Raw genomic sequence first — 25731 nt, 5'->3', positions numbered from 1 at the left:
AAGTTACAGGCCGGACCCCCCCCAGGGCTGTTTGTGAATGCCGCGGCTAACGCTTTATAAAAACTTTTCCTCGAAAGGATAATTGTGCATGGAAAAATTGTTGGGAAAGCACTGGCATCATATGCCTCATGAAGAGGTCATTGACCTTTTGGAGACGGATCCGGACAAGGGTCTTGATCTGCTGGAAATAAGTCACCGCAAAGAGCGATTCGGCGCAAATGTTCTGACTGCCAAAAAAAGCAAAGGTCCCTTGATGAGATTTCTCCTGCAGTTTCATCAGCCGTTAATTTATATCCTGCTGACGGCCGGAATCGTTACGGCCATGTTCCAGGAATGGGTGGATGCCGGAGTCATTTTCGGGGTGGTCATCGTGAATGCCGTTATAGGATTCATACAGGAATCCAAAGCGGTCAAGGCCATGGAAGCGCTGGCGAAAACAATGATCACGGAAGCCACGGTCATGCGTTCGGGCAAGAAGATTAAGATATCTTCTGCAGATGTGGTTCCCGGCGATATTGTTCTACTTCAGTCGGGAGATAAAGTTCCCGCAGATATGCGCCTGATATCCTCCCGCGACCTGCAGATTGACGAGTCGGCGCTCACCGGAGAGTCCGTGGCCGTTCCGAAGGACTCCATGCAACTTCCCCACGATACCATTTTGGCCGACCGGGAAAACATGGTTTATGGTTCCGCGCTGGTGACTTACGGACAGGCCTCCGGCGTGGTGGTGGCCATAGGCGACAACACGGAGGTAGGCCGCATCTCGGAACTCATCTCCTCCACTGAGGAGCTGCAGACACCGCTTTTGAAAAAGATCGGGGAATTCAGCTCGATTCTGCTCTACTTGATTCTGGGACTTGCCCTGGCAACCTTCGGGGTCGGTCTGCTGAGAGGCGAGAGCGCTTTCGATATGTTCATGGCCGCCGTGGCGCTGGCGGTGGGTGCCATTCCCGAAGGACTGCCGGCAGCGATGACTATCACGCTCGCCATAGGCGTAGCAAGAATGGCCAAACGGCGGGCCATCATCCGCAAGCTTCCTGCGGTGGAGACTCTGGGCAGTACCACTGTGATCTGCTCGGACAAGACCGGTACGCTTACCGAAAATCAGATGACGGTCCAGGAGATCGCAACCGGCGGGCAGACATATTCGGTCAGCGGAACCGGCTATGCATTGGACGGCAAAATAGAACGTACGGATGCCAAACCGGAAGGCGCTCTGTCCGATGGTCTCATGCAGACCCTGCGGAGCGGCCTGCTCTGCAATGACAGTCTGCTCGTCGAGAAAGAAGGGCGACTCACCGTTCAGGGTGATCCCACGGAAGGCGCTCTGATTACGGCCGCGGCCAAGGCAAGCCTTTTTATGGATAAGGAACAGACGCGGTTCAAGCGCCTCGATACCATACCTTTCGAATCGCACTATCAGTACATGGCCACCCTGCATACTGAACCTCATGGAGGAGACACTTTGGTCTATGCGAAAGGATCGGTTGAGGCGATCATAGAGCGCTGCACCTCGGCCCTTGATTCGCAGGGATCCTCTATCGCTCTGGATGCATCGGCAATTCATGCGGTTGTGGAAGCCATGGCGGCGAAAGGCCTTCGGGTCCTTGCCTTTGCACAAAAAGCTTTGGAGAGCGGCACACAGAAGATCGACCATAAGGACATCAAAACAGGGCTTATCTTTCTGGGCCTGCAGGGCATGATCGACCCGCCCCGGAACGAGGCCATCGAGGCAGTGCACAACTGCCACAGCGCCGGCATCAAGGTTAAGATGATCACCGGCGATCATGCGCTTACCGCGTCAGCCATCGCGGGAAGGATAGGCCTGCGCAATGCGACGAAGGTCGTTACCGGCAGGGAACTGGCGGCCATGAGCGACCAGGAAATCATCGACATTGTGGAAGAAATATCGGTTTATGCCCGTGTGGCCCCGGAGCAGAAACTCCGCCTGGTGGAAGCCCTCCAGACAAAGGGAAACGTCGTTGCCATGACCGGCGACGGAGTGAACGACGCGCCAGCCCTGAAGAGGGCAAACATCGGCGTGGCCATGGGTATCACGGGAACGGACGTGGCCAAGGAAGCTTCAGACATGGTGCTCACGGATGACAACTTCGCTTCCATAGAGGCGGCCGTTGAGGAAGGCAGGGGAACTTTTGATAACCTCACCAAGTTCATCGTCTGGACGCTTCCCACGAACATCGGTGAAGGCCTGGTAATCCTGGCGGCCATTTTCGCTGGCGTGACGCTTCCCATCCTGCCGGTGCAGATCCTCTGGATTAACATGACGACGGCGGTCCTGCTGGGACTTATGCTGGTGTTCGAGCCCAAGGAGCCCGGAATCATGGAAAGGATGCCGCGCGATCCCAAGGAGCCCATCCTCACCCGTACGCTCATGTGGCGGATTGCCATCGTGGGGTTTATGCTGCTGCTGGGCGCATTCGGCCTCTTCAACTATGAACTCTTAACCGGAGCCGGTATCGCAGCGGCCAGAACAGTGGCGGTCAATGTGTTTGTCATGGGCGAACTCTTCTATCTCTTTAATTGCCGATCGCTCACGAAATCCGTTTTTGAAGTCGGATTTTTCTCCAATCTCTGGGTGTTCGGCGGAGCGGGCATAATGTTTGTGCTACAGCTGCTCTTCACCTACGTGCCGGTCATGAACACCGCCCTGCACAGCAGCCCCATCGGTCTTGATGCCTGGCTGCGCATTGTGGCGGCAGCTTCTTTGATCATGGTGGTCGTGGGTATTGAGAAATGGTTTGTTCGCAGAAAGAATACAAAAATCAAGAGCTAATGGGGGGCAAGGCAAAAGGAGATATTTCTTATGGCGGAACTCTATCAAGGCGGAAGTGATTGTATAGGATAAGTTTTTTTAAAATGTGAAATGGAGAAAAGATAGAATATGCCAACTTGCTCATCCCGCATAATAGGGCTATAATTTGTTAATGTCGCACTACAAATTATTTGACCATACGGCGGATATCGGCGTTGAAGTTACAGGCCGGACCAGAAAAGAGCTGTTTGTGAATGCCGCTCAGGCTGTGTTTGATGTGATGATTGAAAATAAAATGGGCTCTGGAATGGCAAAACAGCACAGGAAATTAAAAGTTGAAGGTACCGATGTTGCCGATTTACTGATTAATTTTTTGCGGGAGATTCTTTATCAGTTCAATGGCGAAAAGTTCATAACAGGCAGTTGCGAAATGATTAAGTTCACCTCTAAAGAATTACAGGCACAGTTGACAGGAGAATCATTTAACAACAAAAAGCATTTGATTAAAACGGAGATTAAGGCGGTAACCTATTCCGGCTTGAAAGTGGAAAAAGTAAAAGCGGGGTGGGTGGCAAAAATCATATTCGACGTTTAAAAACCTTGTATAGATGTCATGCCGGCGAAGGCTGGCATCCAGTCACTAGTGTGTAGTTATACATCATGTCATTTCGAAGCGAAGCGAGAAATCTTAATAAATACAAGAAAAGATATCTCCCGCTGGTCGATATGACATATTAAAACGGGAATGACCTGTAAAGTTTTATGGAACGAAACCTGGATACCGGCCTTCGCCGGTATGACGATTTGAAAAGAATTTATTATGTCTGGGATTATTTTAGAAAAACTGGACGACAACCGCTGGCTGTTGCCGCAAACGGGCTCTATGCGCGTGCCGGGGATTATCTATGCCAATGAAAAAATCTATCAGCTTTTAAAGGGCGACGAAAGCGCGAAGCAGGTGGCCAATGTTGCGCACCTGCCGGGCATCGTAAATTATTCTCTGGCGATGCCCGATGTGCACTGGGGTTATGGTTTTCCCATCGGCGGCGTGGCGGCCTTTGATCTGGATGGCGGCATCATTTCGCCGGGCGGCGTCGGCTACGATATCAACTGCGGCTGCCGTCTGATGACAACAAATTTAACTCTGGGTGATATCAAAGAAAGACTCAGCGATTTAACCACCGCCTTGTATCAGCATATACCATCAGGAGTCGGTTCGACCGGTTCGGTAAAATTATCGGGCAGGGATCAGAAGAAGGTACTGGAGGAAGGCGCAGCCTGGGCGATCAAAACCGGCTTTGGTTTAAATGAAGATTTGGAAACAACGGAAGACGGCGGCGCCATCATTGGAGCCGATCCGGAGCAGGTATCGGCACGGGCGCTGGAGCGCGGCAAACAGCAGTTGGGAACGCTGGGTTCCGGCAATCATTTTCTGGAAATTGAAGTTGTTCAGGAAATCTTCGATGAAGAAGCGGCCCAAGCCTTTGGTTTGCGCAAAGGGCAGATTGCCGTCATGATTCATACCGGTTCGCGCGGCCTGGGTTATCAGATCTGCGATGATTATCTGGCGTTGATGGTGAAGCACGCTAACGAGACTGGCATAGAGCTTCCGGACAGACAACTGGCCTGCGCTTATCTTGAGTCGGGCCGGGCGAAAAATTATCTGGCGGCCATGGCCTGCGGCGCAAATTACGCCTGGGCCAACCGGCAGATTCTGATGCATCGCACACGGGAAGTATTTGAAAAGACTCTGCGCATGTCGCCGCGGGAAGTGAATATGCGATTGGTTTATGACGTCTGTCATAACATTGCTAAGATAGAAGAATTCAACATCGGCGGAATCATGAAGAAACTTTGCGTTCACCGCAAAGGCGCGACACGCGCTTTTCCCGCCGGACACGAAGCGGTTCCGGAACGTTATAGAAAGGTCGGTCAGCCGGTGCTGATTCCCGGCGATATGGGCAGCGGTTCGTATGTGCTGGTCGGTCAGGAAAAGGCGATGACCGAGACATTCGGCAGCGCCTGTCACGGAGCGGGCAGGGTGATGAGCAGGACGCAGGCCATCAAATCCAGCCGGGGACGTTCCATTGCTCGCGAACTGGCCGATAAGGGTGTTTTGGTGATGGCGGGCTCGAAAGGTACGCTCAGCGAAGAAATGCCCGAAGCTTATAAAAATGTGCAGGACGTTGTGCAGGTGATGCATGAGGCGGGGATTGCAAAGAAAGTGGCGAAGCTAAAGTCCATCGCCTGCATCAAAGGATGATAACTCCGTAAAAAGCCCATATGTCCCGATAAAATCGGGATTGTGCTTCAGCCATCGTCGTTGTCGTTGCGGAGTACGCTAAAAGTACGCCTCACTCCTCTGGCTTCGCACGCCTTGTCCCTGGACATTTTGCGAAGTTATCCAAGGCTTAGGGCAAAGACGGTCTTCATTTGGCGGAGGTGTCCCGATGAATCATCGGGACGGAGGTGGAGAAATAATTTAGATGATTATATGGGTACATTGAAAAATCCACCCCCTGCCCCCGCCAGCGGGGGACATCACTGTTTTGTGGAAAAAAAACAGGCATTGGTGTAAGAGGAGTGGAAAATCTTTTCGGGAGCACATAGTGACAGAAATCATTTTTGATAAAAATGAAGACTGGGAAAAACGAATATTATGTAGTGATGAAAGTTGCATCGGGACAATAGATGCGGATGGTAAATGTAAAGAATGCGGCAAATCTTATGAAGGCACGCTATCCGCAGAGAAAGTCGCCGACGATATTCGGGCAGTTGTGGCAGAAGAAACACAACAAGTTGCAATGGATGCGGCACCAGACGATTGGGATCAAAGAATATTATGCAGCGATGAAGCATGCATAGGTGTCATCGGCTCCGATGGTAAATGCCGCGAATGCGGTAAACCGCTATAACTATCAATAAATTATGACTATAGAAAAAACCAGAACAACCAGTGTCTTGCTATTTGTTTTCCGGTGTATTCCGCTAAAAGTGCGTAAAGGATTATTTAAAACCGTCTTTTGGCTTTTTTACCTTCTGGGCTCCAAAAACCGTTTGATAGTAATGCATAATCTCCAGCGTTCCTTTCCGGAAAAATCCATGAAGGAATTGATCGGTATTGCCAAAGGAGTCTACCGTCATTTGGCTATTGTGGCTGCTGAGTTTTTCAGTCTACCTTCTATTACCGAAGAAAATATTCACCAATGGGTTGATTTGGAAGGTCTGGAAAATTATCAGATGGCCATTGCCAAGGGCAAAGGGGTTCTTTCTGTTGTTGCTCATTTTGGTAATTGGGAACTAATGACCATAGCCATTCCAATTTATATCAAGCCAATGCAAATCGTTTACCGGCCATTGGATAGTCCGATCATTGATAATATGGTGGAGTACGTGCGGACTATGCAGGGGAACGACTTGATTCCCAAAGGGGGATCGGGAAAACGAATTATGGAGTTATTAAAAGAGAATCAAATAATAGGCATTCTCAGTGACCAGAACGTTGCCGCCTACGAAGGAGTTTTTGTTGATTTTTTCGGACGTCCCGCCTGCACCGGTGTCGGGCTTTCGGTTATGGCCATGCGTTCCGGCGCGCCAGTGATTCCGGCTTTCATGGCCAGGCAAAAATCCGGTAAATACAAGCTTATCCTGAAATCAGCCGTTGAAGTTGATTGTACAGACAATTATGAAGAAGATTTGCGGGTAAATACTCAGCGTTTCACAAAAGCAGTGGAAGACATTGTTCGTGAATATCCCGACCAGTGGTTCTGGTTCCATCAACGCTGGAAAACAAAACAGTACCAAAAAGAATAGCACTCATATTGGGTACCAAGAGATAAAAACTTATGACTGTTCAACCAACCAAAACAACAAAAATAATGCTGTTTGTTGGCCACTGGATTCCCCTATTCGTGCGCAAGGGGTTATTGATAAGCTTATTTATGCTTTTTTATCATCTGGGAACCAAAAACAGGTTGATAACTCTGCATAATCTGATGCGCTCTTTTCCGGAAAAAGACATAAAACAAATAATCGGAATTGCCAAAGGAGTTTACCGTCATTTTGCCACTGTAGCCGCTGAATTTTTCGATATGCCTTATATTACAAAAGAGAATATTCACAAATGGGCAGAGGTGGAAGGATTAGAAAATTATAAGGCAGCCATCGCCAAAGGGAAAGGCATACTTTCCATCGTTGCTCATTTCGGCAACTGGGAAATATTGCCCTTCGGTGTTCCCATCTATGCCAAAACGATTAATATAGTCTACCGGCCCCTGGATAATCCGGTTATTGATAATATGGTTGAATACGTACGAACCATGATGGGAAACACATTGATTCCTAAAGGGGGATCGGGAAAAAGAATCCTGGAATTACTAAAAGAGAATCAAATTGTTGGCATGCTCAGCGACCAGAATGTTGGTCTGCAGGAGGGCGTTTTTGTTGATTTTTTCGGACGTCCCGCCTGCACCGGTAAGGGACTGGCGGTTATGGCGATGCGTTCCGGCGCGCCGGTCATCGCACTTTTTCCGGCCAGGCAAAAGTCGGGCAAATACAAAGCCATCTTGACACCGGCCATTGAAGCCGTCAACACAGGTGATTATGAAGCGGACATACTGACCAATACACAACGTTTTACCAAAGTTATTGAAGAAATTGTTCGTGAATATCCCGAGCAGTGGTTCTGGTTTCACCAGCGTTGGAAAACCAAACCACATGATCCGCTGTTTTACCAATCCAGAGAATTTAACGCTCAGTTTAAAAAAGAAGTAGAGCGTGCAAACCGTGATAATCAGCCTTTGACAATTCTGCTGCTGGATCTCGATAGATTCAAGGCATTCAACGAGGCATGCGGCCATATTGAGGGAGACAAGGCGATATGGCGTATTTATGACGTAATCAAACGATGCCTGCGTAAGACCGATTTTTTCTACCTTTACGGCGGTGAGGCATATACGCTAATCCTGCCGATGACCGCAGGTAAAGAAGGAATGATAATTGCGCAAAAAATACAGACGGAAATAAGAAAAGAAATTTTTACCACATCTTCTGGTAAAGATGCCCACGTAACAGTGAGCATTGGTCTTGCCCAGAACAAACCCGGGGAAGATACAAAAGAATTTTTTCGGCGGGTAGAACAGCTTATGTACCAAGCCAAAAAGGAGGGCAGAGACAGGATTTGTGCTGAATAAAGTTAAAAAAAAGTGTAAAAAGTGAATAGTAAATAGTGAAAACGTTAATGTAAGAATATTTAATAATTAAGTGTTGCGTCTCCAGAATTCCCCAACACGTCTTCCATTTTGGATTTTCATAGAAATGAAAAAAGCCATCGATTCAATCGATGGCTTTTTATTTGTGTCATTAAAACAATGTTTTTATTCTGCCAGGGCTTTAATTCCTTTGTATTGATTAAGGTCAGTGAAGAGTTCGCCCGTGTAAGGATTGCGCTTAGTTTTGGCAATTTTGTATATCATGTAACCGAATACGGCAATGTTCGAAAGTAACGCCAGCAAGCTTACAACAAACAATGCTGTTGTATCGGGTGTCGCGGAGACGACCGGGTATAAACCTTCTTGAGTCAATGGAATGTCTTTTGCTGCTGCTGCGATTGCCGCGCTGGCAGTTGAGTTCACAAAAAATGGTCCCTTGTCGATGAAAGCAGGGAATGTCTGAGCGAACATGCACCACAAAGCAAGTGTCTGGGCGCGATGTTGCAGCCAGGCACCTTTGCCTACGGTGAAGGCACAAAGAGTGGGGGCGCCCAACAATGCTAATCCGGCGTACCAGGAGTGGCCGGGCAGACAGTTGTACGTATAGGCGAAGTTCCAAAGGTCATAAGCAATAATCCAGAACCAGAGCATATCCGGCCACAACATATCCATGCTCCCGTCACTTGCTGTCTTCTTACGGATGCAGATTCCGAACCATCCCGTGATGGTAATAGTGTTCAGGATACCGGCAATTCCGTTCATATAATTCCATGAACCGCCGATGTAGTATTGAATCTGATTGTGCAAAAACTCAATCGTGGGAACTGAATACATTGCACCTACTTGAAAATCACGAACAACAGCTTCAATAATGTTGATGGCCAGAATCAGCGGCGGAAAGCACAATGCCCATTTCTTATCACTTAATTTCCAAACTTTTCCGTCTTTGCCTGTGCCGCGAAGATGTCTGATGCACCAGAAACCGATACAGCCGGCTGTTGAGGAGTACACCTTTGCCAGATGGAACCAGTCCATGTAGGCGGTATCACTCAAAACTGTAAGCCACAAAACTGTAAGAACAGTAGGCAATACAACAAACAGGGCGAACCCTGCCCATTTGAATCTACGGCCGACCTCATTAGATACAAACAAGGCGACAAATGCCGCAATCCAAACAAGCCACACCAAAACGGAACTAACGTCTGTACTGAAAGTAAACATATCGTTCCCTCCTGCCTGTATTTAATTGTTTAATGGCTACAAGTTATAAGTAAAGAAGAAAATTTTTATCCGTCTTTTGCAATGGACTTATTATAGGCGCATAAAGCTAAAACTCAAGAAAATATTAAGGGAAACGTGAAGAGTGAATGGTGAAAAGGTTAATAGCTGTAAAACGCCCAGAGGCAAGGCGCGCGAAGCCAGAAGAGTGAGGCGTACTTTTTGCGTACGTCACAACCGACGAGGGGTGAAGCGTAACGCCGCATATGGGTGCTTTACGGCGTTATCAGAACTTGTACAGATTTTCCCCCGGAATAACCGTAAACTTATTTTTCAGCAGAGCTTCAATGGCTTTTTCGGGTGCATCGAAGCGGAAGATAATGACGGCGTTCTGGCCGCTTTTTTCGACGAAAGCGTAAAGATATTCGACATTGATTCCTTCTTTGGAAACGACTTCCATGATGCTGTGCAATCCGCCCGGTTTGTCGGGAACTTCCACGGCGACAACGGGGGTTTTGCTGACGCGGAAGCCGCTGTCTTTGAGTACCTTGTTTGCTTTTTCGACATCATTGACAATCAAACGCAAAATACCGAAATCGACTGTTTCCGCCAACGACAGAGTGCGGATATTGATGTTGTTATCTTTCAGGACGCGCGTGGCGTGCTCGAGAGTGCCGGGTTTATTTTCCAGAAAAACGGATATTTGTTCTACTTTCATTGTATATCCCCCTTTGTATTAACGGTCTCATAATAGAATTGTTATGTTGAGCGCTATAGTGTTTTTAATACTGGATTCCCGCCTGCGCGGGAATGACAAACATTAATTTAAATGCGGCGTTTATCAATAATTTTGGCATCAGCTTTTTTAAGAGTGTTGGGCTGAACAAGTTTGACGCGCGCGGCGATGCCCAGATAATCCTTCATGTCCTTGGCGATTCTTTGTTCAATTTTCTGCAGTTCTTTGACGCTTCCGGAATCACTGCATATCTTATCGTTGACTTCCACCTGCAAATCCAATGTGTCCAGTGCGCCCACTCTATCAATGATGACTTGATAATTTGGCTCCAGTCCCTCGATATTCACCAGAATAGCTTCTATCTGTGAGGGGAAAACATTGACGCCGCGGATAATCAGCATGTCGTCGCTTCTTCTCAAAACCCTTTCCATTTTGACATGACTACGGCCGCAGCGGCAGGGCTCGGTAATCAGGCGCGATATGTCACCGGTACGGTAACGGATGAGCGGATTGGCTTCTTTGGTCAGGGTGGTGAAAACCAGTTCGCCCTCGGAGCCTTCGGGTAAAACTTCGCCGGTTTTCGGATCGATTGTTTCGACAATAAAATGGTCTTCAAAAACATGCATTCCGTTGCGGCCTTCCAAGCATTCCATCGCCATGCCCGGGCCGATAACTTCCGATAAACCGAATAAGTCCAGCGCGGTTATTCCGAACACTTTTTCAATTTCATCACGAATCGCGTTGTTCCAGGGTTCCGCTCCGAAAATGCCCACGCGCAGTTTCAGGGATTTCATATCTATGCCAAGAGCTTTTCCTTCTTCGGCCAGATGCAAAGCGTAGGAAGGAGTCGAACAGATTACGGTAGGCCCGAAATCCTGTAAAATCATTAATTGTCTTTTGGCGTCTCCTCCGGACATGGGAATGACACTGGCGCCGATTTTTTCCGCACCGTAGTGCAGTCCCAGACCGCCGGTGAACAGGCCGTAGCCGAAAGCATTATGAATAATATCGTTTTTGGTAATGCCTGCGGCAACCAGACAGCGAGCAATCAGATCAGACCATGTTTCAATATCTCGTTTGGTGTAGCCGAAAACAGCCGACTTTCCGCTGGTGCCGGAAGAGGCGTGCAGGCGAACGACACTGCTCATAGGCACGGCAAACAATCCAAAAGGATAATTATCACGTAAATCTTTTCTGGTGGTGAAAGGAAGCTTTTTCATGTCGGCGATAGATTTGATATCGTCAGGTTTTATTTTGGCGGCATCAAAAGATTTTTTATAAAAGCCCACCGAATGGTAAACTTTTTCCAGAACCTGCTGTAGTCTTTTAACCTGCAGGGACTTGATAACTTCACGGGGCATGGTTTCAAACTCTTCGTTGTAGATCATGGTATTGCCTCCTCTGTATATAATACCAGCCGCATTCTTCAGCTAACTTTGTTGGTCCCGATTAATCGGGATCGGCTTCCTCAACGTATTAGTAATACGCCTGCGGAGCCTCCTCCTTGCCGCCTCGTTATCTTTTGAATGCAACTGGTATGGCGCGGAATTTAAAAGAAGTCTAACAAAACTTTTTACTGCTGGCAAGAAGCTTTCTGTTAAAAAGAAGATATTATGATTGATTTTGCTTTAAAAATTTTTCGCCCAGCATAATCCCTAATACGGTTTTAGCATCGATTATCTCACCATTGTCTATTAGTTCGCGTGCATGGGAAAAACTGACAGGTATTGTTTCGATAAATTCGTCTTCGTCGGGAGTCAGCGGCGCATGGATTAAATCTTTGGCCAGAAAAAAATACATGTATTCATTGCAGTATCCCGGCAGCAGGTAGCCTTCAAAAAGTTTAACAAGGTTGTTTGCTTTAAAGCCTGTTTCTTCGGCCAACTCTCGTTGAGCGCAGACAGCAGGAGATTCTTCCGAACCATCCAGTGAACCGGCGGGAATTTCCAGAAGATTCTTTTTAACCGCGTTGCGGTACTGTTTTATTAAAATCAGTTCGTTTTTATCGTTGATAGCAACAATAGTAACGGTGGGAGTGTGGTTTATCCAACTCTGCCGGGCTTTTTTACCGTTAGGCAAATCGAATTCTTCTTCCCAAACATCGAAAATTTTACATTGGTAGGCCAGGGTTGCTTTGTTTTTTTTCATCAATTCATCGTTTATTTCAATTAGTCTTGATTATGGATAGCAAATGCCGTTCGATTTCTTCCTTGGGCAGAGCTCCGGTAACTCGTTGCACCATTTTGCCTTCCTTAAAGAAAAGCATAGTCGGAATACTGCGAATTCCATACTGAGAAGCGGTAAGCGGATTTTCATCAACATTTAGTTTCACCACCTTGACACCGTTAGCGTAATCGGAAGCCAACTCATCAATTATGGGAGACAATGTCCGGCAGGGACCGCACCATGGCGCCCAGCAATCCACGAGAACTGATGTCTCGGAAGTCAGCACTTCACGGGCAAAAGTTTGGTCCGTTACATCAAAGGGCACAATTTTTTGTTGGGGAATAATTAACGGCTCGCGGCATTTGCCGCATAATGGTTTTTGATGTAAGCGATCTTCAGGCATTCTGTTTTTTGTGCCGCATTTGAGGCACCGAATAATCAATTCCTCCAGCGACGCGCCGCATTTGCCACAGAAAGAACGTCCCTGCAGTTTTGGTTTTGGTATTCTATTTTTCGTTCCGCAATTGAGACAGCGGATGATTATGTTGTCAGTCATATCAATGGGCCCCTGTTGTCATTATCTCTTTTTTGCCGGCAAAAGGCAAATTATATAGCAACGTTCACAGCAATGGGTTTAAGTATTCGAACAAGTTCCGTCGTGGGAATTTTTGCCAGCAAACCACGACTTCCCGCATTGATAAATATTTCCGGCAAGTCAACTATTGTTTTTTCCATATACACCGGCATGGTTTTTCTTGTGCCGAATGGCGATGTGCCGCCTACTTTGTATCCGGTATGTCTTTCCGCCACTGCCGGATTGCACGGCGAGACCGATTTTACGCCGATGATTCGGGCCAACGATTTTGTAGAAACCTCTTTATCTCCGTGCATCAGAATAATCAGTGGCTTGCCTGTTTCATCATCCATTATCAGCGTTTTAATAACACGGTGTTCATCAACCCTCAATTTTTGTGCCGATACCTTTGTTCCACCCCTTTCCTCGTAAGGATAAGTATGCAGAGTAAAATCAGCCTTTTGCGCCTTCAAGGCTAAAATAGCAGGAGTTGTCGGTATTTTCTCTTTACTCATCAGGCATATAATAACAACAAAAGACGAAAAAGCAACATGTGCCTGAAAATCATCAACGGTATTAGAAATGGCATGGGTGAAGGTCTGTTTTGTGGTAGGCATCAAGATCAGTGGTAACTCCTGTTTCTTGTAGTTCTCGTTTCTCAAAGTTATAAATTTATGGTAGATTACAAATGTTAATCATTTAATTAACTTTTAATAAAGAGGTGATTAAAATGGAAGGATGGAGCGAAGAAGAGATTAGAAACAAGGATCTTATGGCGCCATGCGGCATATATTGCGGTACATGCGCAATTTATCTTGCAACAAGAGACGGAAATGAAAAATTCAAGACCATTATCGGTAATCTTTATGGAACAAAACCGGAAGAAACAGAATGCTTTGGCGGGTGTATGCAATCGGATCCTAAGAAGAAACGGTATGCTTATTGCGAGACGTGTCCAATAAGAGAGTGTGTTATATCTAAAGGGTATTATTCCTGTCATCAATGTAAAACATGGCCGTGCAGTTTAATAGAAAATTTCGGCTTTGCCACCGGCGTAAGAGTAATGAAAAGGACAATTCCAATATGGCGGGCAAAGGTGGCCGAGTTTGGCGATGAAAAAGGCAGCATAGAATGGGCGCGCGCAGAATGTGAACGCTATCACTGTTCATCATGCGGCAAACCACTTTTCAGAGGAGCACAACATTGCCGGGCATGTAAAAAATCGGTAGCTGATGAATTGGATGGAACTTTTTTACCTTATGGAACAAAAGATCCTTAATTAATTTAGTAAGATTTCATAATGATTTTTAGTGAACAGAGCTTGACCTGACGTTGAGTGTAAATGACAATTGCCTACCTCCTGTAAGTGAGTGCTTAAAATTTATCACGAGCATACAACTTTTCAACTATTACAAATCAATATCAATTCATTTAAAAGATGTTTCTTTATAGGTGAAGTAAAGAAAGAGAAAAAACTTTAACAACATCCTCTTGATTTTACGTTTGTTTTAAGTTATTTGTGCACAAAATTCTATCGGGGGGAAAATTGGGGTGCAGATTAATCCTTGCATGAAGCATAAACTTATCCGCGATTCCGTTCGCGATTTCGCGGAAACTGAACTTGCTCCTATTGCAGCTGAAATAGACCGCAATGCCGTCTTTCCCCTTGATGTCATTAAAAAGATGGGGAAACTCAATTACTTTGGCCTGCAAGTGCCGAAGGAATTCGGTGGTGTGGCCATGGATTCAGTCAGCGCTTCAATAGTTGTTGAAGAAATCTCCCGTATTTGTGCCGCGGTAGGGTTGTGCATTGCAGTGCATAACGGAGTTGCCATCTATCCTTTTTTGCAGTTTGCTAACTCTGAACAAAAGAAGCGCTATCTGCCAAAACTCGCCAGCGGGGAATTTATCGGTGCTTTCAGCCTGACCGAAGCCAATGCCGGGTCTGATTCTGCCAGTGTGGAAACAACAGCAATCAAGAAAAAAGAAGGATATGTTTTAAACGGTACAAAAATATTTGTTACCAACGGCGGCGTTTGTGATTTGGCCTTAATTTTTGCCCTGACCGGTTTTGAACCGGGTCGTCCGCAAAGCAGTGTTTTTATTGTCGAGAGTAATTATGCCGGTTTTTTACGCGGCGAACTGGAAGATCTTTGCGGCATGCGGGCCAATCCGGTTTCATCTTTGTTTCTGGAAGATTGTTGTGTTCCGGGAAAAAATCTGCTGGGAAAAATCGGCGATGGAATGAAAATAGGCCTGTCCACATTGGATACAGGCCGAATTGGTATTGCCGCACAGGCATTGGGAATCGCCCAGGGAGCATTTGAGGCCGCGGTGAAATATGCGAAGGAAAGGCAGCAATTCAAAAAACCTATCGCTTCACTGCAAACGATTCAGAATTACATTGCCGATATGGCTACAGAAATTACAGCCGCACGTCTGCTCTTGTATCGTGCCTGTTCTTTAAAAGATGAAGGAGTACCTTTCGGCTGTGAGGCATCGATGGCGAAACTATACTGCAGTTCTGTTGCCTCTAAGGTTACTTCTTTGGCCGTGCAGATTCATGGTGGTTATGGATACAGCAAGGAATACGATGTGGAAAGGTATTTCCGTGATGCTAAAGTTACGGAAATTTATGAAGGCACCAGTGAAATTCAGCGCCTGGTAATCGCGCGCTCAATTCTTTCTCAATTAATATTATAAAAATATGTTGAATCTGGTAGTTTGTTTAAAACAAGTTCCCATGGTTACCGAACTGCCGTGGGATGAAAAGACCGGCACACTAAGACGCGATCTGGCTGCGGGCATGATGAATCCTGCCTGCAAACACGCACTGGAAGCCGCCCTGCAAATCAAGGAAAAGTATTCCGCTAAAATAACCGTGATTACAATGGGACCGCCTGCCGCCGAAGAAGTGTTACGTGAAGCCATGGCTTTGGGTGCCGATGAAGCAATTTTGATTTGTGACCGGTTGCTGGCCGGGTCGGATACTTTTGCCACTTCTCTGGTTTTGAAAGAAGCGATAAAAAAGAAATGCCCCAAATTTGATCTTATCCTTTGCGGCGCATATACAGCAGACAGCGAAACAGCACAAGTAGGTCCGCAATTGGCTGAGGAACTGGACTTGCCTGCTGCAGCATACGTGGAGAAACTGGAAATTTCCGGCCGGACATTACGCGTGCGCCGTCTGGTGGATAATTTCCGTGAAACACTGGAGATGGAATTTCCGGCGCTGGTGACGATTTCGATGGAAAATTACAAGCCACGCTTCACGAAGCTGGCCGGTTTGGAAAATGCTTTTTGCGGCAACGGAGTCGTCGTGCTGGATGCGGCAACTCTGGGCATAAAAGCATCGTCAATGGAACAGAAAGGCTCTCGCACCAAGGTACGTAAAGTCTTCTTGAAAAAAGCGCAGAAAGAAAATGTACTCATCCAGGGAACGGCTTCTTTGGCGGTTACGGAATTTCTCGATAAATATCAGCGAACCATAAGCACAGCAATAGGTAAATCTATAGAGGAAAAGAAGCTCGATGAAAAAGGGCAGTAAAAAAAACATATGGGTATTCGGCGATTACCGCAATTATTACCAGAACCGCGTAACCCTGCAGTTACTTTCCAAAGCGGTTGATCTGGCTAAAATAATCAAAGCGGAAGTGTGCGCGTTGATTTTCGGTCATGAGATTGACGAATGGATTATGGAATATACCGCTCATGGGGCCGACAGGATTCTGGCGATAGATGATCCCGCTTTAAAAAGTTACAGCACAGAAAGATATCTGGCAATCATTGAGGCTCTGGCTAAAGAAAGAGATCCGGAAATTATTCTAATCGGTGCGACAGATTTTGGCCGTGAATTCGCACCGCGGTTGGCCAAGCGATTGAAAACGGGTTTGTCGGCCGATTGCGTGGGTCTTGATATAACTGAAGATGGGCTTTTACTGCAAATGGCTCCATCTTTTGGCGGCAACATGCTGGCGGAAATTATTACGGAGCGCCACCGTCCCCAAATGGCCACAGTAAGACCGGGAACATTTAAGGAAATACCGCACAATTATGAAAGAAAAGCTCTGGTCGAACGTCTGCCGTTGATGAAAAATCTGCCCAAATCTCGCGTTCGTCTTATCGAGTATGAACGTTCCGTGGAAAAAGAACATACCATTGAGAACGCCTCTGTTATCGTCTGCGGCGGTCGCGGCATGGGCAATAAGGAAAAATTCAAAAGATTGCAGGAACTGGCCAAACTTTTAGGAGGCAATGTGGGCGCCACCAGACCGGTGGTTTACGCCGGTTGGGCTGACCATAGTGCTCTGGTAGGACAGGCAGGCAAACATATCAAACCGAAGATTCTTTTTTCCTTCGGCATCAGCGGTGCCATTCAGCACACCGCCGGTTTGGGTGAAGCGAATTTTATTGTCGCGATAAATAAAAATCCGCAGGCGACGATGATGAAAATGGCCGATGTCGCTATTGCTGCCGATGCCAGTGACGTTCTCCACAATTTGATTAAAGAACTCAAGAAACGAATCCGAGAATAACCCATTATATAAAAGCAAAGCAGGAATTATTCAGGTATAGGAGCTATTATATAGCGAATTCCCATCCAGAGTATTACAACCATGAATATTGAGCGCAATACATTATCGGAAAACAAATAAGCAAAATTACCACCCAAATATGTTCCTAAAATAATTCCGGGAATAAGACCGACAAGAATTTCTGTTGCAACGTTTCCCATCTTCCAATGAGTGAAGGCGCCAATGCTTCCCGTGGGAACCATGACTAAAAGTGATGTTCCCTGTGCTACATGCTGAGTGAAGCCGGTCAGAATAACCATAACTGGAACCATTATTGTTCCGCCGCCAACGCCCATCATTCCGGAAAGAAATCCGGTAAAAGCACCCGTTATTAAGAATATGAATATTTTTGTATAACCAGATGCCGGAGGGATTATTTCGGACAGGTATGGTTTTAAGAGTAAAACGGTAGAACAAAAAATCAAAAATATTCCGAAATACTTTTTCAGTTTCCATCCTGGCAGAGCATGCGTGTAACGTGCGCCCAGGGGAGCGGTGCACATGGCTGTTAAAGCTAAAAGTATTGCGGCTTGAATATCAATTGTTCCATTTAAGGCATAGGTAATGGCTCCGCCAAGTCCCGTAAAAACCAAAGCAACCAAACTGGTACCGTGAGCCTTGTGTTGACTAAGCTTCAGCACTTCGACCATCAGCGGAATCATAATCAGTCCGCCGCCGATGCCGATCAGGCCTCCAAAAGTTCCGGTTATAAGTCCGATTACAAAACTAATGATTATTGTTGCCATTGTGCATCTTTCCCCGCGCCAGCGATGCAAAAATTCCTAAACAACAGATAACGGCCAATATGGCGAAAATAAATTTGGCACTTTTTAGGAGGAGATAATTATTAGCTGCAGAAATAGGATAGTTCCCTAAAATGACGGCAAAAACCAGCATGGTAATTCCCATACTGAACATTTGACCGGTAAGTCTCATGGTGCCCACCGTAGCCGAAGCAACGCCGAAGGATTTTTTTTCTACGGCACTCATGATTGCATTAACGTTCGGTGAAGAAAAAAGCGCGAAACCAACACCCAGTAAGATAAGACAGAATAAAATATATTCAATGCTTGTCTGATTGCTAAGAAAAATTAACGGAACAAGGCCTATGACAGTGAGAACCATGCCTATTGATGAAATAATTTGCGGTTCAAAACGGTCGGACAGTCTTCCCGCGACAGGCGAAAGAAGCGCCTGCACAACAGGTGCAGCAACAAGAATAGAACCTGTTTGCGATGGAGACAGCATTTTAATGTGTTGCAAATAAAGGCTGAGTAAAAATGTAACTGCAAATGTTGCGCAATAATTAATCAGGGCGGCTAAATTGGAAAAAGCGAAAACCTTATTGTTCAAAAATAAGTGTACATCCAACAAAGGGAACGGATGTTGCAGCTGATGAAATATAAATAAGGCCAGACAAAGAAGACCTGTGCCAATTAAAAATACTGCATTTAACGATGGTAACTGAGAAAGTCCATATATGATGGAAAAAAGAGCAATTGCATAAAGCAGAGAACCGGCAAAGTCAAAACGTTTACCATTGATTCCGGACCATTCTTCTTTGATTGTTGCCGTGGCAATTAAGGTAATGATTAAACCTAATGCTGCCGTAAAAAGAAAAATGAATCTCCATCCAAAATGCTCCGTCAGCAATCCGCCGACAAATGGGCCGATGGTTAGTCCGATATAAACAGCCGCTACGTTGATGCCTATTATTTTACCACGTTCTTCGAGGGGATAAGCCGATACCAGCATAGCCGTGCCGGTGCTGAAGATCATTGCTCCACCGACTCCCTGAACGGTGCGAGCCGCTATCAGGAAAAATTGCGAAGGAGACCATATGCAAAAAGAAGAGGCTACAGTAAAAATCAATGCTCCATAAACATAAAATCGTCTTCGGCCATAAATGTCGGCCAGCCGGCCTAAAGGAATAAGAGTCATGGTGGCGGCCAGAATAAAAGATGTTGCCACCCAACTTAGCGATAGGGCTGTCATGGAAAGTTCTTGGGCTATAGCGGGCAGGGCGACATTGACTGCAGAACCCATAAACGGTGTCAGAAAGGAACTGAGAGTTGTAACCAGAAGAATGTATGTTTGTTGTTTATTGTGAGTTATCTTCATTGAAATTTATTGACAACCAATTATGTACGGCGAAAAGTTTTCTTAAACAGTTCTGAAAAGTTATCTTTGCCGCAGGCCATCATGAGGGTCAAAGGCATGATCTTTTTGGCTTGTGTAAGCATTTTTTTCGTCAGATCGCGGATATCCCACTGAGCATGTGCGTCGGCGCGCAGACGTGCCAGATGGTACATTTCACGAGCGCTGAATTTCATCAAAACCCTTTTGCGGTGAGCGTTGGTTAACACATAAGCGGCAGCCAGAGGCGCTTTATTCCGGATTTGCTCATAAGCGTTTTGCGTATAGCGCATAATGTCCATAAAAGCTTTTTGCTGGCCGATGGCTTTAATGGAAGGAGGCATCGTTACGCCCAATTGCGGATTGTAATCCTGCGCGATAATCGTGGACATACGGTGTCGCTTTAGCTGAGCAAAACAACTGGAGCTCAAGATGAGTTCAAATTGCAGATCAACATTTTCTAATTCCCGAAGTACAGCATCATGCGACTGTAAATTAGCGAAAGCCGTTTTGAAAAAACCTCTTTTTTCTCGAGGAGTCATTTTTCCTGCAATTTTCAGGCATTTTGAATAATTTATGTCAGATGAAGAAAAAAGTAATGCAGCGGCAAGCCGGTTATCGGCAGCGGGAGAAAAAGATATCAATTGCACTTCAGATAATTTTTTAGAGTCGGAAGAGTATTTTTGTAATAAATTAGAAGATTGGCTGCGCAGATTTTGTCTGGTAAATTTGTCGTAATCCGTGGCTTTCGTGTAGCGGATAAGAGACGGCGCGATTTCTTTTGTAGCTATATACAGTTTTTCGCTGTATTCTTTTGCTTCGGCGAGTGGGTGAGCAGCCAGACGTCTGAGCATCAGCTCCAGATTGCGCGCGTTGATGGTCATTCCCAGTTGAGTTTGAGTGGCCATTGATATTGCATAGCGGGCGTCTTCCTTGGCCCAGCCCTCCAGCAGCGATTTATTGGCCGGGTCCTCCGCCAGTGGTTTATGTTTGTCAAAGATGTACGGTCTCAATTTTTCATAAAGAGAGTGATAATAATCGTTTTGCGTCTGGACGGTATCGGTGAACAAGTCGGTCAGGTTGGCCTGTTTGATTTCCTCGGGGATGACAAAATCTTTGTTAAAAAGAACGTAACGTTGTGATTTTTCCGTAAAAGAACACAAACGAAACTTTTCAATTTCTTCGACAAGCAGGCGGGATACGCCGATGACATCAATATTAAATACGGCATGTTCGGCGACGGAACTGTGCCCCATTTCAAAAACGATATTATGGTTGGATTGGCGCGCCTTGTCCACTTCATCGCGAGCGATTTCGCGTAATTCATTGACTGCCTTCGGACTGCGGCTGATTCGCGCATACGCCGCCGAAATGGTTTCGGGCGTTAAATCCTGATTAAGCCCGCTTTTATCTTTGAGCTCGCGGATAAGGTCATAATCCAAATTGTAGCCGGCAAGAATAATTTTCATAGTTTAAAGACTAACCAACTCCACACGGCCAAGCGTGCGTCCCAAAAAACGCTCGCCGATTGTTTGAAAACGATAAGGGACATCGCTGACATAAAAAACATATTCCGGCGGTGAGCTTTTTTTATTACCAATGTTTTGTTTATCAATTAAATCAGCGGTAATATCAGCCATTGCTTCCGCCGAGTCAATCAGGTGTACCCCTTTTCCCATAATATCCTGCAGCAATGGTTTTAAAAGAGGATAATGAGTACAGCCCAAAACCAGCGTGTCGATTTGCTCGGCAATAACCGGTTTTAAATATTCCTGAGCGATGAGCCTTGTTGCCGGATGATCAAACCATCCTTCTTCCACCAGAGGGACGAAAAGAGGACATGCCTGCGAGAAAACCTTTGCTTCCTTATCCAAAAGATGAATTGCCCTGGCGTAAGCGTTACTATTGATTGTGGCCGGTGTTCCGATTACTCCGATTGATTTGGATTTGGTGTTTTGTAAAGCCATGCGGGCGCTGGCTTCAATTACTTCGAGCACGGGTACCTGTTCAACAATTTTTTGAGAGGCGACAGCCGCCACAGGCACATTGGATAAATCAACGATTGTCTGATGGGCGACAGCCGCCATGGTGTTGCAGGCAACAATCAGAAGTTTTACATCTTTTTTGATTAGAAATTCAGTAATTTGCGCCGCGTAACGGTTTATCGTTTCCACCGATTTAATTCCGTAGGGCACGCGGGCGGTGTCGCCGAAGTAGATGATATTTTCGAAAGGCAGACGCTCCATTAAAGAGCGGACAACTGTCAGGCCGCCGATGCCGGAATCGAATACGCCTATGGCACGATTAGATTTTGAATTCATTGGTTATTCTTTAAGCTTGAATTTAATTTATACCAGATCGCATTTTTCGGCTAACTTTATTAGCAGCGTTGTTATCCTTTGAATGCAACATGGTATTAAAACTGTCTCTTTCCACGATGTTGCCATCGTGGAAATGCTTATCATAACTAATCAAAATATAGCAAGATTTCTTATAAGAATTTTATAGTCCGGGTGCGCTTTGTCTACTTGGGTTCTAGTTCGTTAAATTTTGTAAAAATCCAAAATGGATTCAGCCTTCTACTGGTTTGTTTCCACGAAACGTAATTCTCAATTATCTGGATCGCTTCGTCGGTTGTATTGACAAACTCCACACCAGCCTCATAATACTTATCTTCAATAATGACCTTGATCCATTTTATTTTGCCGACTGCGGTGATCTGTTTTTTCAGAGTCTTTAATCTGAAATCTATCTGGAGGAGAGTATCGACAGGCAGAAGAATATTCCCACGAATTTTAGTGCCGGTCGCAGAGATATCCTCACTGTAATTATATGAGATTTTTTCTTGAGGAATATTTTTTCCTTTGGAGATCAAAGATATTGTAATCTCGTTTAATTCCCTCAGGCGTTCCGCTTTTCTTTGTTCGTTCATAACAATATAAACCTTTTTGTATAAATAACGATTAAAAATTATAAAAACGTTTTTCTATAGCATGGACTGTTCTCTCCATCTTATTTGAGTTGAAATCCTCTTTCCCGGAATAAATTCAGGCAAGCGTTGGCGACGACATCGTCATAAAGAATTCCTTTATTTTTATCGATCTCTTCAAGCGCGAAGTCAATACCCAAGGACGGCCGGTAAGGACGGTTGGAAGAAATGGCCTCCACAACATCAGCGACAGCCAAAATGCGTGACTCCAAAAGAATCTCATCTCCTTTCAGATTTTGGGGATAACCTGTGCCGTTCATTCGCTCGTGATGTTGGTGAACAATTTGCGCCAGCGGCCATGGAGATTCCACATCCTTCAACATCTCGTATCCGGTCTGAGAATGTTGTTTAATCAGTAAAAATTCAATGTCTGTCAATTTGCCGGGCTTGGCCAATATCTCCGTGGGGACCGCTAATTTGCCAATGTCATGAATGATGCTTGCCATGCGAATTCCTTCAACTTTATCCTGATCTAATCCCATCTCTGTAGTTATGGCACAGGCCAGATCGGAAGCCCGGGACTGATGACCTGTCGTGTAAGGATCTCTGGATTCCAAAGCTGACACCAAAACCTGAATAGTTGTGCTAACCGCTTTCTTTAGGCTATCAAGGCTTTGATGAAGTCTGCTCTCCGCTTCCTTTCGGTCAGTAATGTCGCGCACAATGCTGAGAATTCCCACGGCCGTGTTATTTTCATCCCTGAGAAAAGTAAGCTTGCTCTCTACCCATATTTTAACTCCATCCTTACGCATGTATTGAGATTCCAGCACCCGTGATCTTGTCAAATCCTTGTCCGCTCTTTTTTCTATCTCCAATTCTTCTGAAAAGACATTAACGAGATGGCTAAATGTTTCAGGCGTGGCCAGGTCTTTTACTTTCATAGCCATTAATTCATTAACTGTATGTCCGAAGAGATGGTAAGCGGAAGGACTGACATAAGTATATTGAAAATTCATGTCCAAGGTTAAGATTACATCGGCCACGTTATCCGCAAGAAGACGGTAACGTTCTTCGCTGGCCTTCAACGATTTTTCCGCCTTCTTGCGATCTGTGATATCACGGAGTTTAACAACAACTGTTTCAAAGACATTATTGTGCACCAGATTTGTTCCTACAGCTTCGACTGTGTGCCATGTTCCGTCCTTGTTACAAATGCGAAATTCAGCATTCTTAATATTGGTACTTGTATCCTTTAAAAATGTATCAAGTATATCTCTCACAGGTTCCAAATCATCAGGGTGAAGATAATTATATACTTTACTTCCTATGATTTCTTCTTTCTTGATTCCCAGAAAGCTTTCCACCGCAGGATTACTATAAGTGATTTGAAAATCTTTATTTATTAGAATAATCAAATCAGAATCTTGTTCTGTAAAAGTCCTGAATAGTTGTTCCTCGTGGCGTAATTTCTCCTCTGTACGCCTTTGTTCTGCTCTGACTTTTACATCTTGTATTTCTCTGGCTATGGCCGGGCAAAGGCGTGATAAGTTTTCCTTCATGATATAATCTTGCGCGCCTAAACGCATGCAGTCTATAGCCTCATTTTCACCAATAGTTCCGGATACAATGATAATAGGTATGTCGATTTTTACTTCTTTTAATAGTGTAATGGCTGAGTGAGCATTGAATTTCGGCAGCTTATAATCGCAAAGGATAATGTCCCATTGCTTTTCTTTGAGGGCTTTTTTCATGGCGGAGGCGGTTTCTATTCGTTCATATGCCGGATTGTATCCACCTTTTTTTAGTCCGCGTATTATAAGAAACTCATCATCTTTCGAATCTTCAACCATTAATAACCGAAGGGATGTATCCTGCATGTAGTTGCTTCCTGTGTATGTAAATAATTTGATAGATTAAACGTTAATTAATCAATTAACGTGGCCGTTTGATTGTTCTTAATCATAGGAAAGAGAATATATCTTATTTCACTGTAAAATATACAAATAAGTTCCTTGAATGTCAAAGGAAATAACGGCCATAAAATGTTATGTGAATTGAAAAAATAAGAATAACAACATTTCCAAAGAAATATTTATAATATTTTTTGCTTTATGCTTACACCCTAAAGTCAGTCAAACCGTTGAAATCTAAAGTAGCAAAGTAGTCTTTGACTGTTTCAGAACGGCGGATTTGCACAACGTCGCCGTTTGCTCTTAAAAGTAGTTCTGCTGAGCGAAGCTTGCCGTTGTAATTAAAGCCCATGGCAAATCCATGAGCGCCGGCGTCATGAATTACTATGATATCACCCTGGTCGAGTTTGGGAAGTTTGCGATCGATAGCGAATTTATCATTGTTTTCACAAAGCGAGCCGGTGACATCATAAACAACATTACGAGGTTTATTTTCTTTACCCATTACAGTTATATGATGATACGCGCCGTAAAGAGCGGGACGCATCAGGTTGGCCATGCAGGAATCCAAGCCGGCGAATTTTTTATAAGTGTCTTTAATATGCAAAACACGTGAGACTAGATAACCATAAGGGCCGGTGATATATCGGCCGCATTCCGTAAAAAGCTTCAGTGGGGCAAGGCCGTTGGCAACAATAATTTTTTCGTATTGTTTCTTGATGCCGTGGCTCATTACTTTAAGGTCAATGCGTTTTTGTTCCGGCCGGTAAGGTATGCCCACTCCCCCGCCGATATTGACAAATTCAAATTTGATTTTCAGCTTTTGTGAAATTTCCGCTACAAGTTGAAACAATATTTCAGCGGTTTCTTCAAAATAATAGGCATCGAGTTCGTTGGAGGCGACCATGGTATGAATGCCGAATCGTTTAACGCCTTTTTCTTTGCAAATTTTATAGCCTTCAAAAAGCTGTTCTCTGGTGAAGCCGTATTTTGCTTCTTCAGGGTGGCCGATAATATGGTTACCTTTTTTCAACTTGCCGGGATTGTAGCGGAAGCAAATCAAAGAAGGGAGTCCGGCGCATTTTTCGAGATAGGCAATGTGGCTGATATCGTCCAAGTTGATGATGGCTTTTAATTTTTTGGCCAGTAGAAAATCTTCCACGGGCGTGTCGTTGGAAGAAAACATGATTTCTTCACCGGTTACACCGGTTTTTTGCGCCATAATCAGTTCGGCCAGTGAACTGCAATCAGCGCCATAGCCTTCCTTATGCAGGATTTTCATCAAATAGGGATTGGGGGCGGCTTTGATAGCGTAAAATTCTTTAAAACCTTTATTCCAGTTAAAAGCGTTCTTAAAGGCGCGCGCGTTTTCCCGAATAGCTTTTTCGTCGTAAAGATGAAAAGGCGTCGGATATTGTTTTATTATTTTTTCGATTTGGTTTTTGGTAAAAGGCAATAGCTTTTGAGACATAAAGCTCTCCGTTGATTTTATATGAAATGAAACG

23 protein-coding genes are annotated in these 25731 nt (G+C 45.1%); 10 read left to right on the top strand and 13 right to left on the bottom strand.

Annotated elements, in window-relative coordinates:
• The first annotated feature begins 88 nt into the window (after positions 1-88).
• The 6 genes from CVU62_04225 to CVU62_04200 all read left to right on the top strand — a co-directional run bounded on the left by CVU62_04225 (position 89) and on the right by CVU62_04200 (position 7965).
• Positions 89-2794 carry a carbonate dehydratase gene (locus CVU62_04225; protein ID PKN39406.1) on the top strand — a complete coding sequence of 902 codons (2706 nt, stop codon included), beginning with the start codon at positions 89-91 and terminating at the stop codon, positions 2792-2794.
• A gap of 151 nt (positions 2795-2945) precedes the next feature.
• The gene (locus CVU62_04220) at positions 2946-3368 is read left to right on the top strand and encodes a hypothetical protein (protein ID PKN39405.1); all 423 of its coding nucleotides are present in this window, start codon (positions 2946-2948) and stop codon (positions 3366-3368) included.
• A 225-nt stretch (positions 3369-3593) separates the two neighbouring features.
• Entirely contained in the window at positions 3594-5036 is a 1443-nt protein-coding gene (locus CVU62_04215; GenBank protein PKN39404.1) for an RNA-splicing ligase RtcB, read from the top strand.
• Between the two features lie 346 nt (positions 5037-5382).
• Positions 5383-5688 carry a hypothetical protein gene (locus tag CVU62_04210; protein PKN39403.1) on the top strand — a complete coding sequence of 102 codons (306 nt, stop codon included), beginning with the start codon at positions 5383-5385 and terminating at the stop codon, positions 5686-5688.
• Between the two features lie 13 nt (positions 5689-5701).
• Positions 5702-6586: a hypothetical protein gene (locus CVU62_04205; protein PKN39402.1), complete on the top strand. Its 885-nt coding sequence runs from the start codon at positions 5702-5704 to the stop codon at positions 6584-6586.
• Between the two features lie 32 nt (positions 6587-6618).
• On the top strand, positions 6619-7965 hold the full coding sequence (locus CVU62_04200) for a hypothetical protein (GenBank protein PKN39401.1): 1347 nt from the start codon (positions 6619-6621) through the stop codon (positions 7963-7965).
• A gap of 183 nt (positions 7966-8148) precedes the next feature.
• Here CVU62_04200 and CVU62_04195 read toward each other — a convergent pair whose 3' ends face one another.
• From CVU62_04195 to CVU62_04170, 6 genes are all read right to left on the bottom strand, one after another.
• On the bottom strand, positions 8149-9204 hold the full coding sequence (locus CVU62_04195; GenBank protein ID PKN39400.1) for a hypothetical protein: 1056 nt from the start codon (positions 9202-9204) through the stop codon (positions 8149-8151).
• A gap of 283 nt (positions 9205-9487) precedes the next feature.
• Positions 9488-9919 carry an amino acid-binding protein gene (locus CVU62_04190; GenBank protein ID PKN39399.1) on the bottom strand — a complete coding sequence of 144 codons (432 nt, stop codon included), beginning with the start codon at positions 9917-9919 and terminating at the stop codon, positions 9488-9490.
• Between the two features lie 107 nt (positions 9920-10026).
• On the bottom strand, positions 10027-11325 hold the full coding sequence (locus CVU62_04185) for a phenylacetate--CoA ligase (GenBank protein ID PKN39398.1): 1299 nt from the start codon (positions 11323-11325) through the stop codon (positions 10027-10029).
• A 223-nt stretch (positions 11326-11548) separates the two neighbouring features.
• Positions 11549-12085, bottom strand: a complete 537-nt coding sequence (locus CVU62_04180; protein ID PKN39397.1) for an ADP-ribose pyrophosphatase — start codon at positions 12083-12085, stop codon at positions 11549-11551.
• A 16-nt stretch (positions 12086-12101) separates the two neighbouring features.
• Positions 12102-12659 (bottom strand): thiol reductase thioredoxin, encoded by a 558-nt coding sequence (locus CVU62_04175; protein ID PKN39396.1) that lies wholly within the window; start codon positions 12657-12659, stop codon positions 12102-12104.
• A gap of 50 nt (positions 12660-12709) precedes the next feature.
• Positions 12710-13192, bottom strand: coding sequence for a Cys-tRNA(Pro) deacylase (locus CVU62_04170; protein ID PKN39469.1), 483 nt, complete (start codon positions 13190-13192; stop codon positions 12710-12712).
• Positions 13193-13407: 215 nt separating this feature from the next.
• Between CVU62_04170 and CVU62_04165 the strand changes: the two genes are divergently transcribed.
• The 4 genes from CVU62_04165 to CVU62_04150 all read left to right on the top strand — a co-directional run bounded on the left by CVU62_04165 (position 13408) and on the right by CVU62_04150 (position 17212).
• Complete coding sequence (locus tag CVU62_04165; GenBank protein ID PKN39395.1) at positions 13408-13956, top strand: hypothetical protein; 549 nt, start codon at positions 13408-13410, stop codon at positions 13954-13956.
• A gap of 272 nt (positions 13957-14228) precedes the next feature.
• Positions 14229-15380, top strand: coding sequence for an acyl-CoA dehydrogenase (locus tag CVU62_04160; GenBank protein PKN39394.1), 1152 nt, complete (start codon positions 14229-14231; stop codon positions 15378-15380).
• A 4-nt stretch (positions 15381-15384) separates the two neighbouring features.
• Positions 15385-16224, top strand: coding sequence for a hypothetical protein (locus CVU62_04155; GenBank protein PKN39393.1), 840 nt, complete (start codon positions 15385-15387; stop codon positions 16222-16224).
• Complete coding sequence (locus CVU62_04150) at positions 16208-17212, top strand: electron transfer flavoprotein subunit alpha/FixB family protein (protein ID PKN39392.1); 1005 nt, start codon at positions 16208-16210, stop codon at positions 17210-17212. The genes CVU62_04155 and CVU62_04150 overlap by 17 nt, the downstream gene beginning before the upstream one ends.
• Before the next feature lie 26 nt (positions 17213-17238).
• Here the strand turns inward: CVU62_04150 and CVU62_04145 are convergent, their stop codons facing one another.
• The 7 genes from CVU62_04145 to lysA all read right to left on the bottom strand — a co-directional run bounded on the left by CVU62_04145 (position 17239) and on the right by lysA (position 25697).
• Positions 17239-17997, bottom strand: a complete 759-nt coding sequence (locus tag CVU62_04145) for a permease (GenBank protein ID PKN39391.1) — start codon at positions 17995-17997, stop codon at positions 17239-17241.
• Positions 17978-19372 (bottom strand): MFS transporter, encoded by a 1395-nt coding sequence (locus CVU62_04140; protein PKN39390.1) that lies wholly within the window; start codon positions 19370-19372, stop codon positions 17978-17980. The genes CVU62_04145 and CVU62_04140 overlap by 20 nt, the downstream gene beginning before the upstream one ends.
• Before the next feature lie 20 nt (positions 19373-19392).
• Positions 19393-20856 (bottom strand): thymidylate synthase (FAD), encoded by a 1464-nt coding sequence (locus tag CVU62_04135; protein ID PKN39389.1) that lies wholly within the window; start codon positions 20854-20856, stop codon positions 19393-19395.
• A gap of 3 nt (positions 20857-20859) precedes the next feature.
• A complete protein-coding gene (locus tag CVU62_04130; protein ID PKN39388.1) occupies positions 20860-21708 on the bottom strand; it encodes a glutamate racemase in 849 nt (282 codons plus the stop codon).
• 203 nt (positions 21709-21911) lie between these two features.
• Positions 21912-22319: a hypothetical protein gene (locus tag CVU62_04125; protein ID PKN39387.1), complete on the bottom strand. Its 408-nt coding sequence runs from the start codon at positions 22317-22319 to the stop codon at positions 21912-21914.
• 80 nt (positions 22320-22399) lie between these two features.
• Positions 22400-24193 carry a hypothetical protein gene (locus tag CVU62_04120; protein ID PKN39386.1) on the bottom strand — a complete coding sequence of 598 codons (1794 nt, stop codon included), beginning with the start codon at positions 24191-24193 and terminating at the stop codon, positions 22400-22402.
• A gap of 238 nt (positions 24194-24431) precedes the next feature.
• Positions 24432-25697, bottom strand: a complete 1266-nt coding sequence (gene lysA / locus CVU62_04115) for a diaminopimelate decarboxylase (GenBank protein PKN39385.1) — start codon at positions 25695-25697, stop codon at positions 24432-24434.
• Between the last annotated feature and the right edge of the window lie 34 nt (positions 25698-25731).

This window comes from Deltaproteobacteria bacterium HGW-Deltaproteobacteria-2 (assembly GCA_002840505.1).
In the GTDB taxonomy this organism is placed as follows: Bacteria; Desulfobacterota; Syntrophia; order Syntrophales; family Smithellaceae; genus Smithella.
This window is presented reverse-complemented; position numbering and strand designations above follow the sequence as displayed.

Coding starts and splice junctions, on each gene's coding strand:
- CVU62_04225 (PKN39406.1), top strand. CDS start 89: ATGGAAAAATTGTTGGGAAAGCACTGGCATCATATGCCTCATGAAGAG.
- CVU62_04220 (PKN39405.1), top strand. CDS start 2,946: ATGTCGCACTACAAATTATTTGACCATACGGCGGATATCGGCGTTGAA.
- CVU62_04215 (PKN39404.1), top strand. CDS start 3,594: ATGTCTGGGATTATTTTAGAAAAACTGGACGACAACCGCTGGCTGTTG.
- CVU62_04205 (PKN39402.1), top strand. CDS start 5,702: ATGACTATAGAAAAAACCAGAACAACCAGTGTCTTGCTATTTGTTTTC.
- CVU62_04200 (PKN39401.1), top strand. CDS start 6,619: ATGACTGTTCAACCAACCAAAACAACAAAAATAATGCTGTTTGTTGGC.
- CVU62_04195 (PKN39400.1), bottom strand. CDS start 9,204: ATGTTTACTTTCAGTACAGACGTTAGTTCCGTTTTGGTGTGGCTTGTT.
- CVU62_04190 (PKN39399.1), bottom strand. CDS start 9,919: ATGAAAGTAGAACAAATATCCGTTTTTCTGGAAAATAAACCCGGCACT.
- CVU62_04185 (PKN39398.1), bottom strand. CDS start 11,325: ATGATCTACAACGAAGAGTTTGAAACCATGCCCCGTGAAGTTATCAAG.
- CVU62_04180 (PKN39397.1), bottom strand. CDS start 12,085: ATGAAAAAAAACAAAGCAACCCTGGCCTACCAATGTAAAATTTTCGAT.
- CVU62_04175 (PKN39396.1), bottom strand. CDS start 12,659: ATGACTGACAACATAATCATCCGCTGTCTCAATTGCGGAACGAAAAAT.
- CVU62_04170 (PKN39469.1), bottom strand. CDS start 13,192: ATGAGTAAAGAGAAAATACCGACAACTCCTGCTATTTTAGCCTTGAAG.
- CVU62_04165 (PKN39395.1), top strand. CDS start 13,408: ATGGAAGGATGGAGCGAAGAAGAGATTAGAAACAAGGATCTTATGGCG.
- CVU62_04155 (PKN39393.1), top strand. CDS start 15,385: ATGTTGAATCTGGTAGTTTGTTTAAAACAAGTTCCCATGGTTACCGAA.
- CVU62_04150 (PKN39392.1), top strand. CDS start 16,208: ATGAAAAAGGGCAGTAAAAAAAACATATGGGTATTCGGCGATTACCGC.
- CVU62_04145 (PKN39391.1), bottom strand. CDS start 17,997: ATGGCAACAATAATCATTAGTTTTGTAATCGGACTTATAACCGGAACT.
- CVU62_04140 (PKN39390.1), bottom strand. CDS start 19,372: ATGAAGATAACTCACAATAAACAACAAACATACATTCTTCTGGTTACA.
- CVU62_04135 (PKN39389.1), bottom strand. CDS start 20,856: ATGAAAATTATTCTTGCCGGCTACAATTTGGATTATGACCTTATCCGC.
- CVU62_04130 (PKN39388.1), bottom strand. CDS start 21,708: ATGAATTCAAAATCTAATCGTGCCATAGGCGTATTCGATTCCGGCATC.
- CVU62_04125 (PKN39387.1), bottom strand. CDS start 22,319: ATGAACGAACAAAGAAAAGCGGAACGCCTGAGGGAATTAAACGAGATT.
- CVU62_04120 (PKN39386.1), bottom strand. CDS start 24,193: ATGCAGGATACATCCCTTCGGTTATTAATGGTTGAAGATTCGAAAGAT.
- lysA (PKN39385.1), bottom strand. CDS start 25,697: ATGTCTCAAAAGCTATTGCCTTTTACCAAAAACCAAATCGAAAAAATA.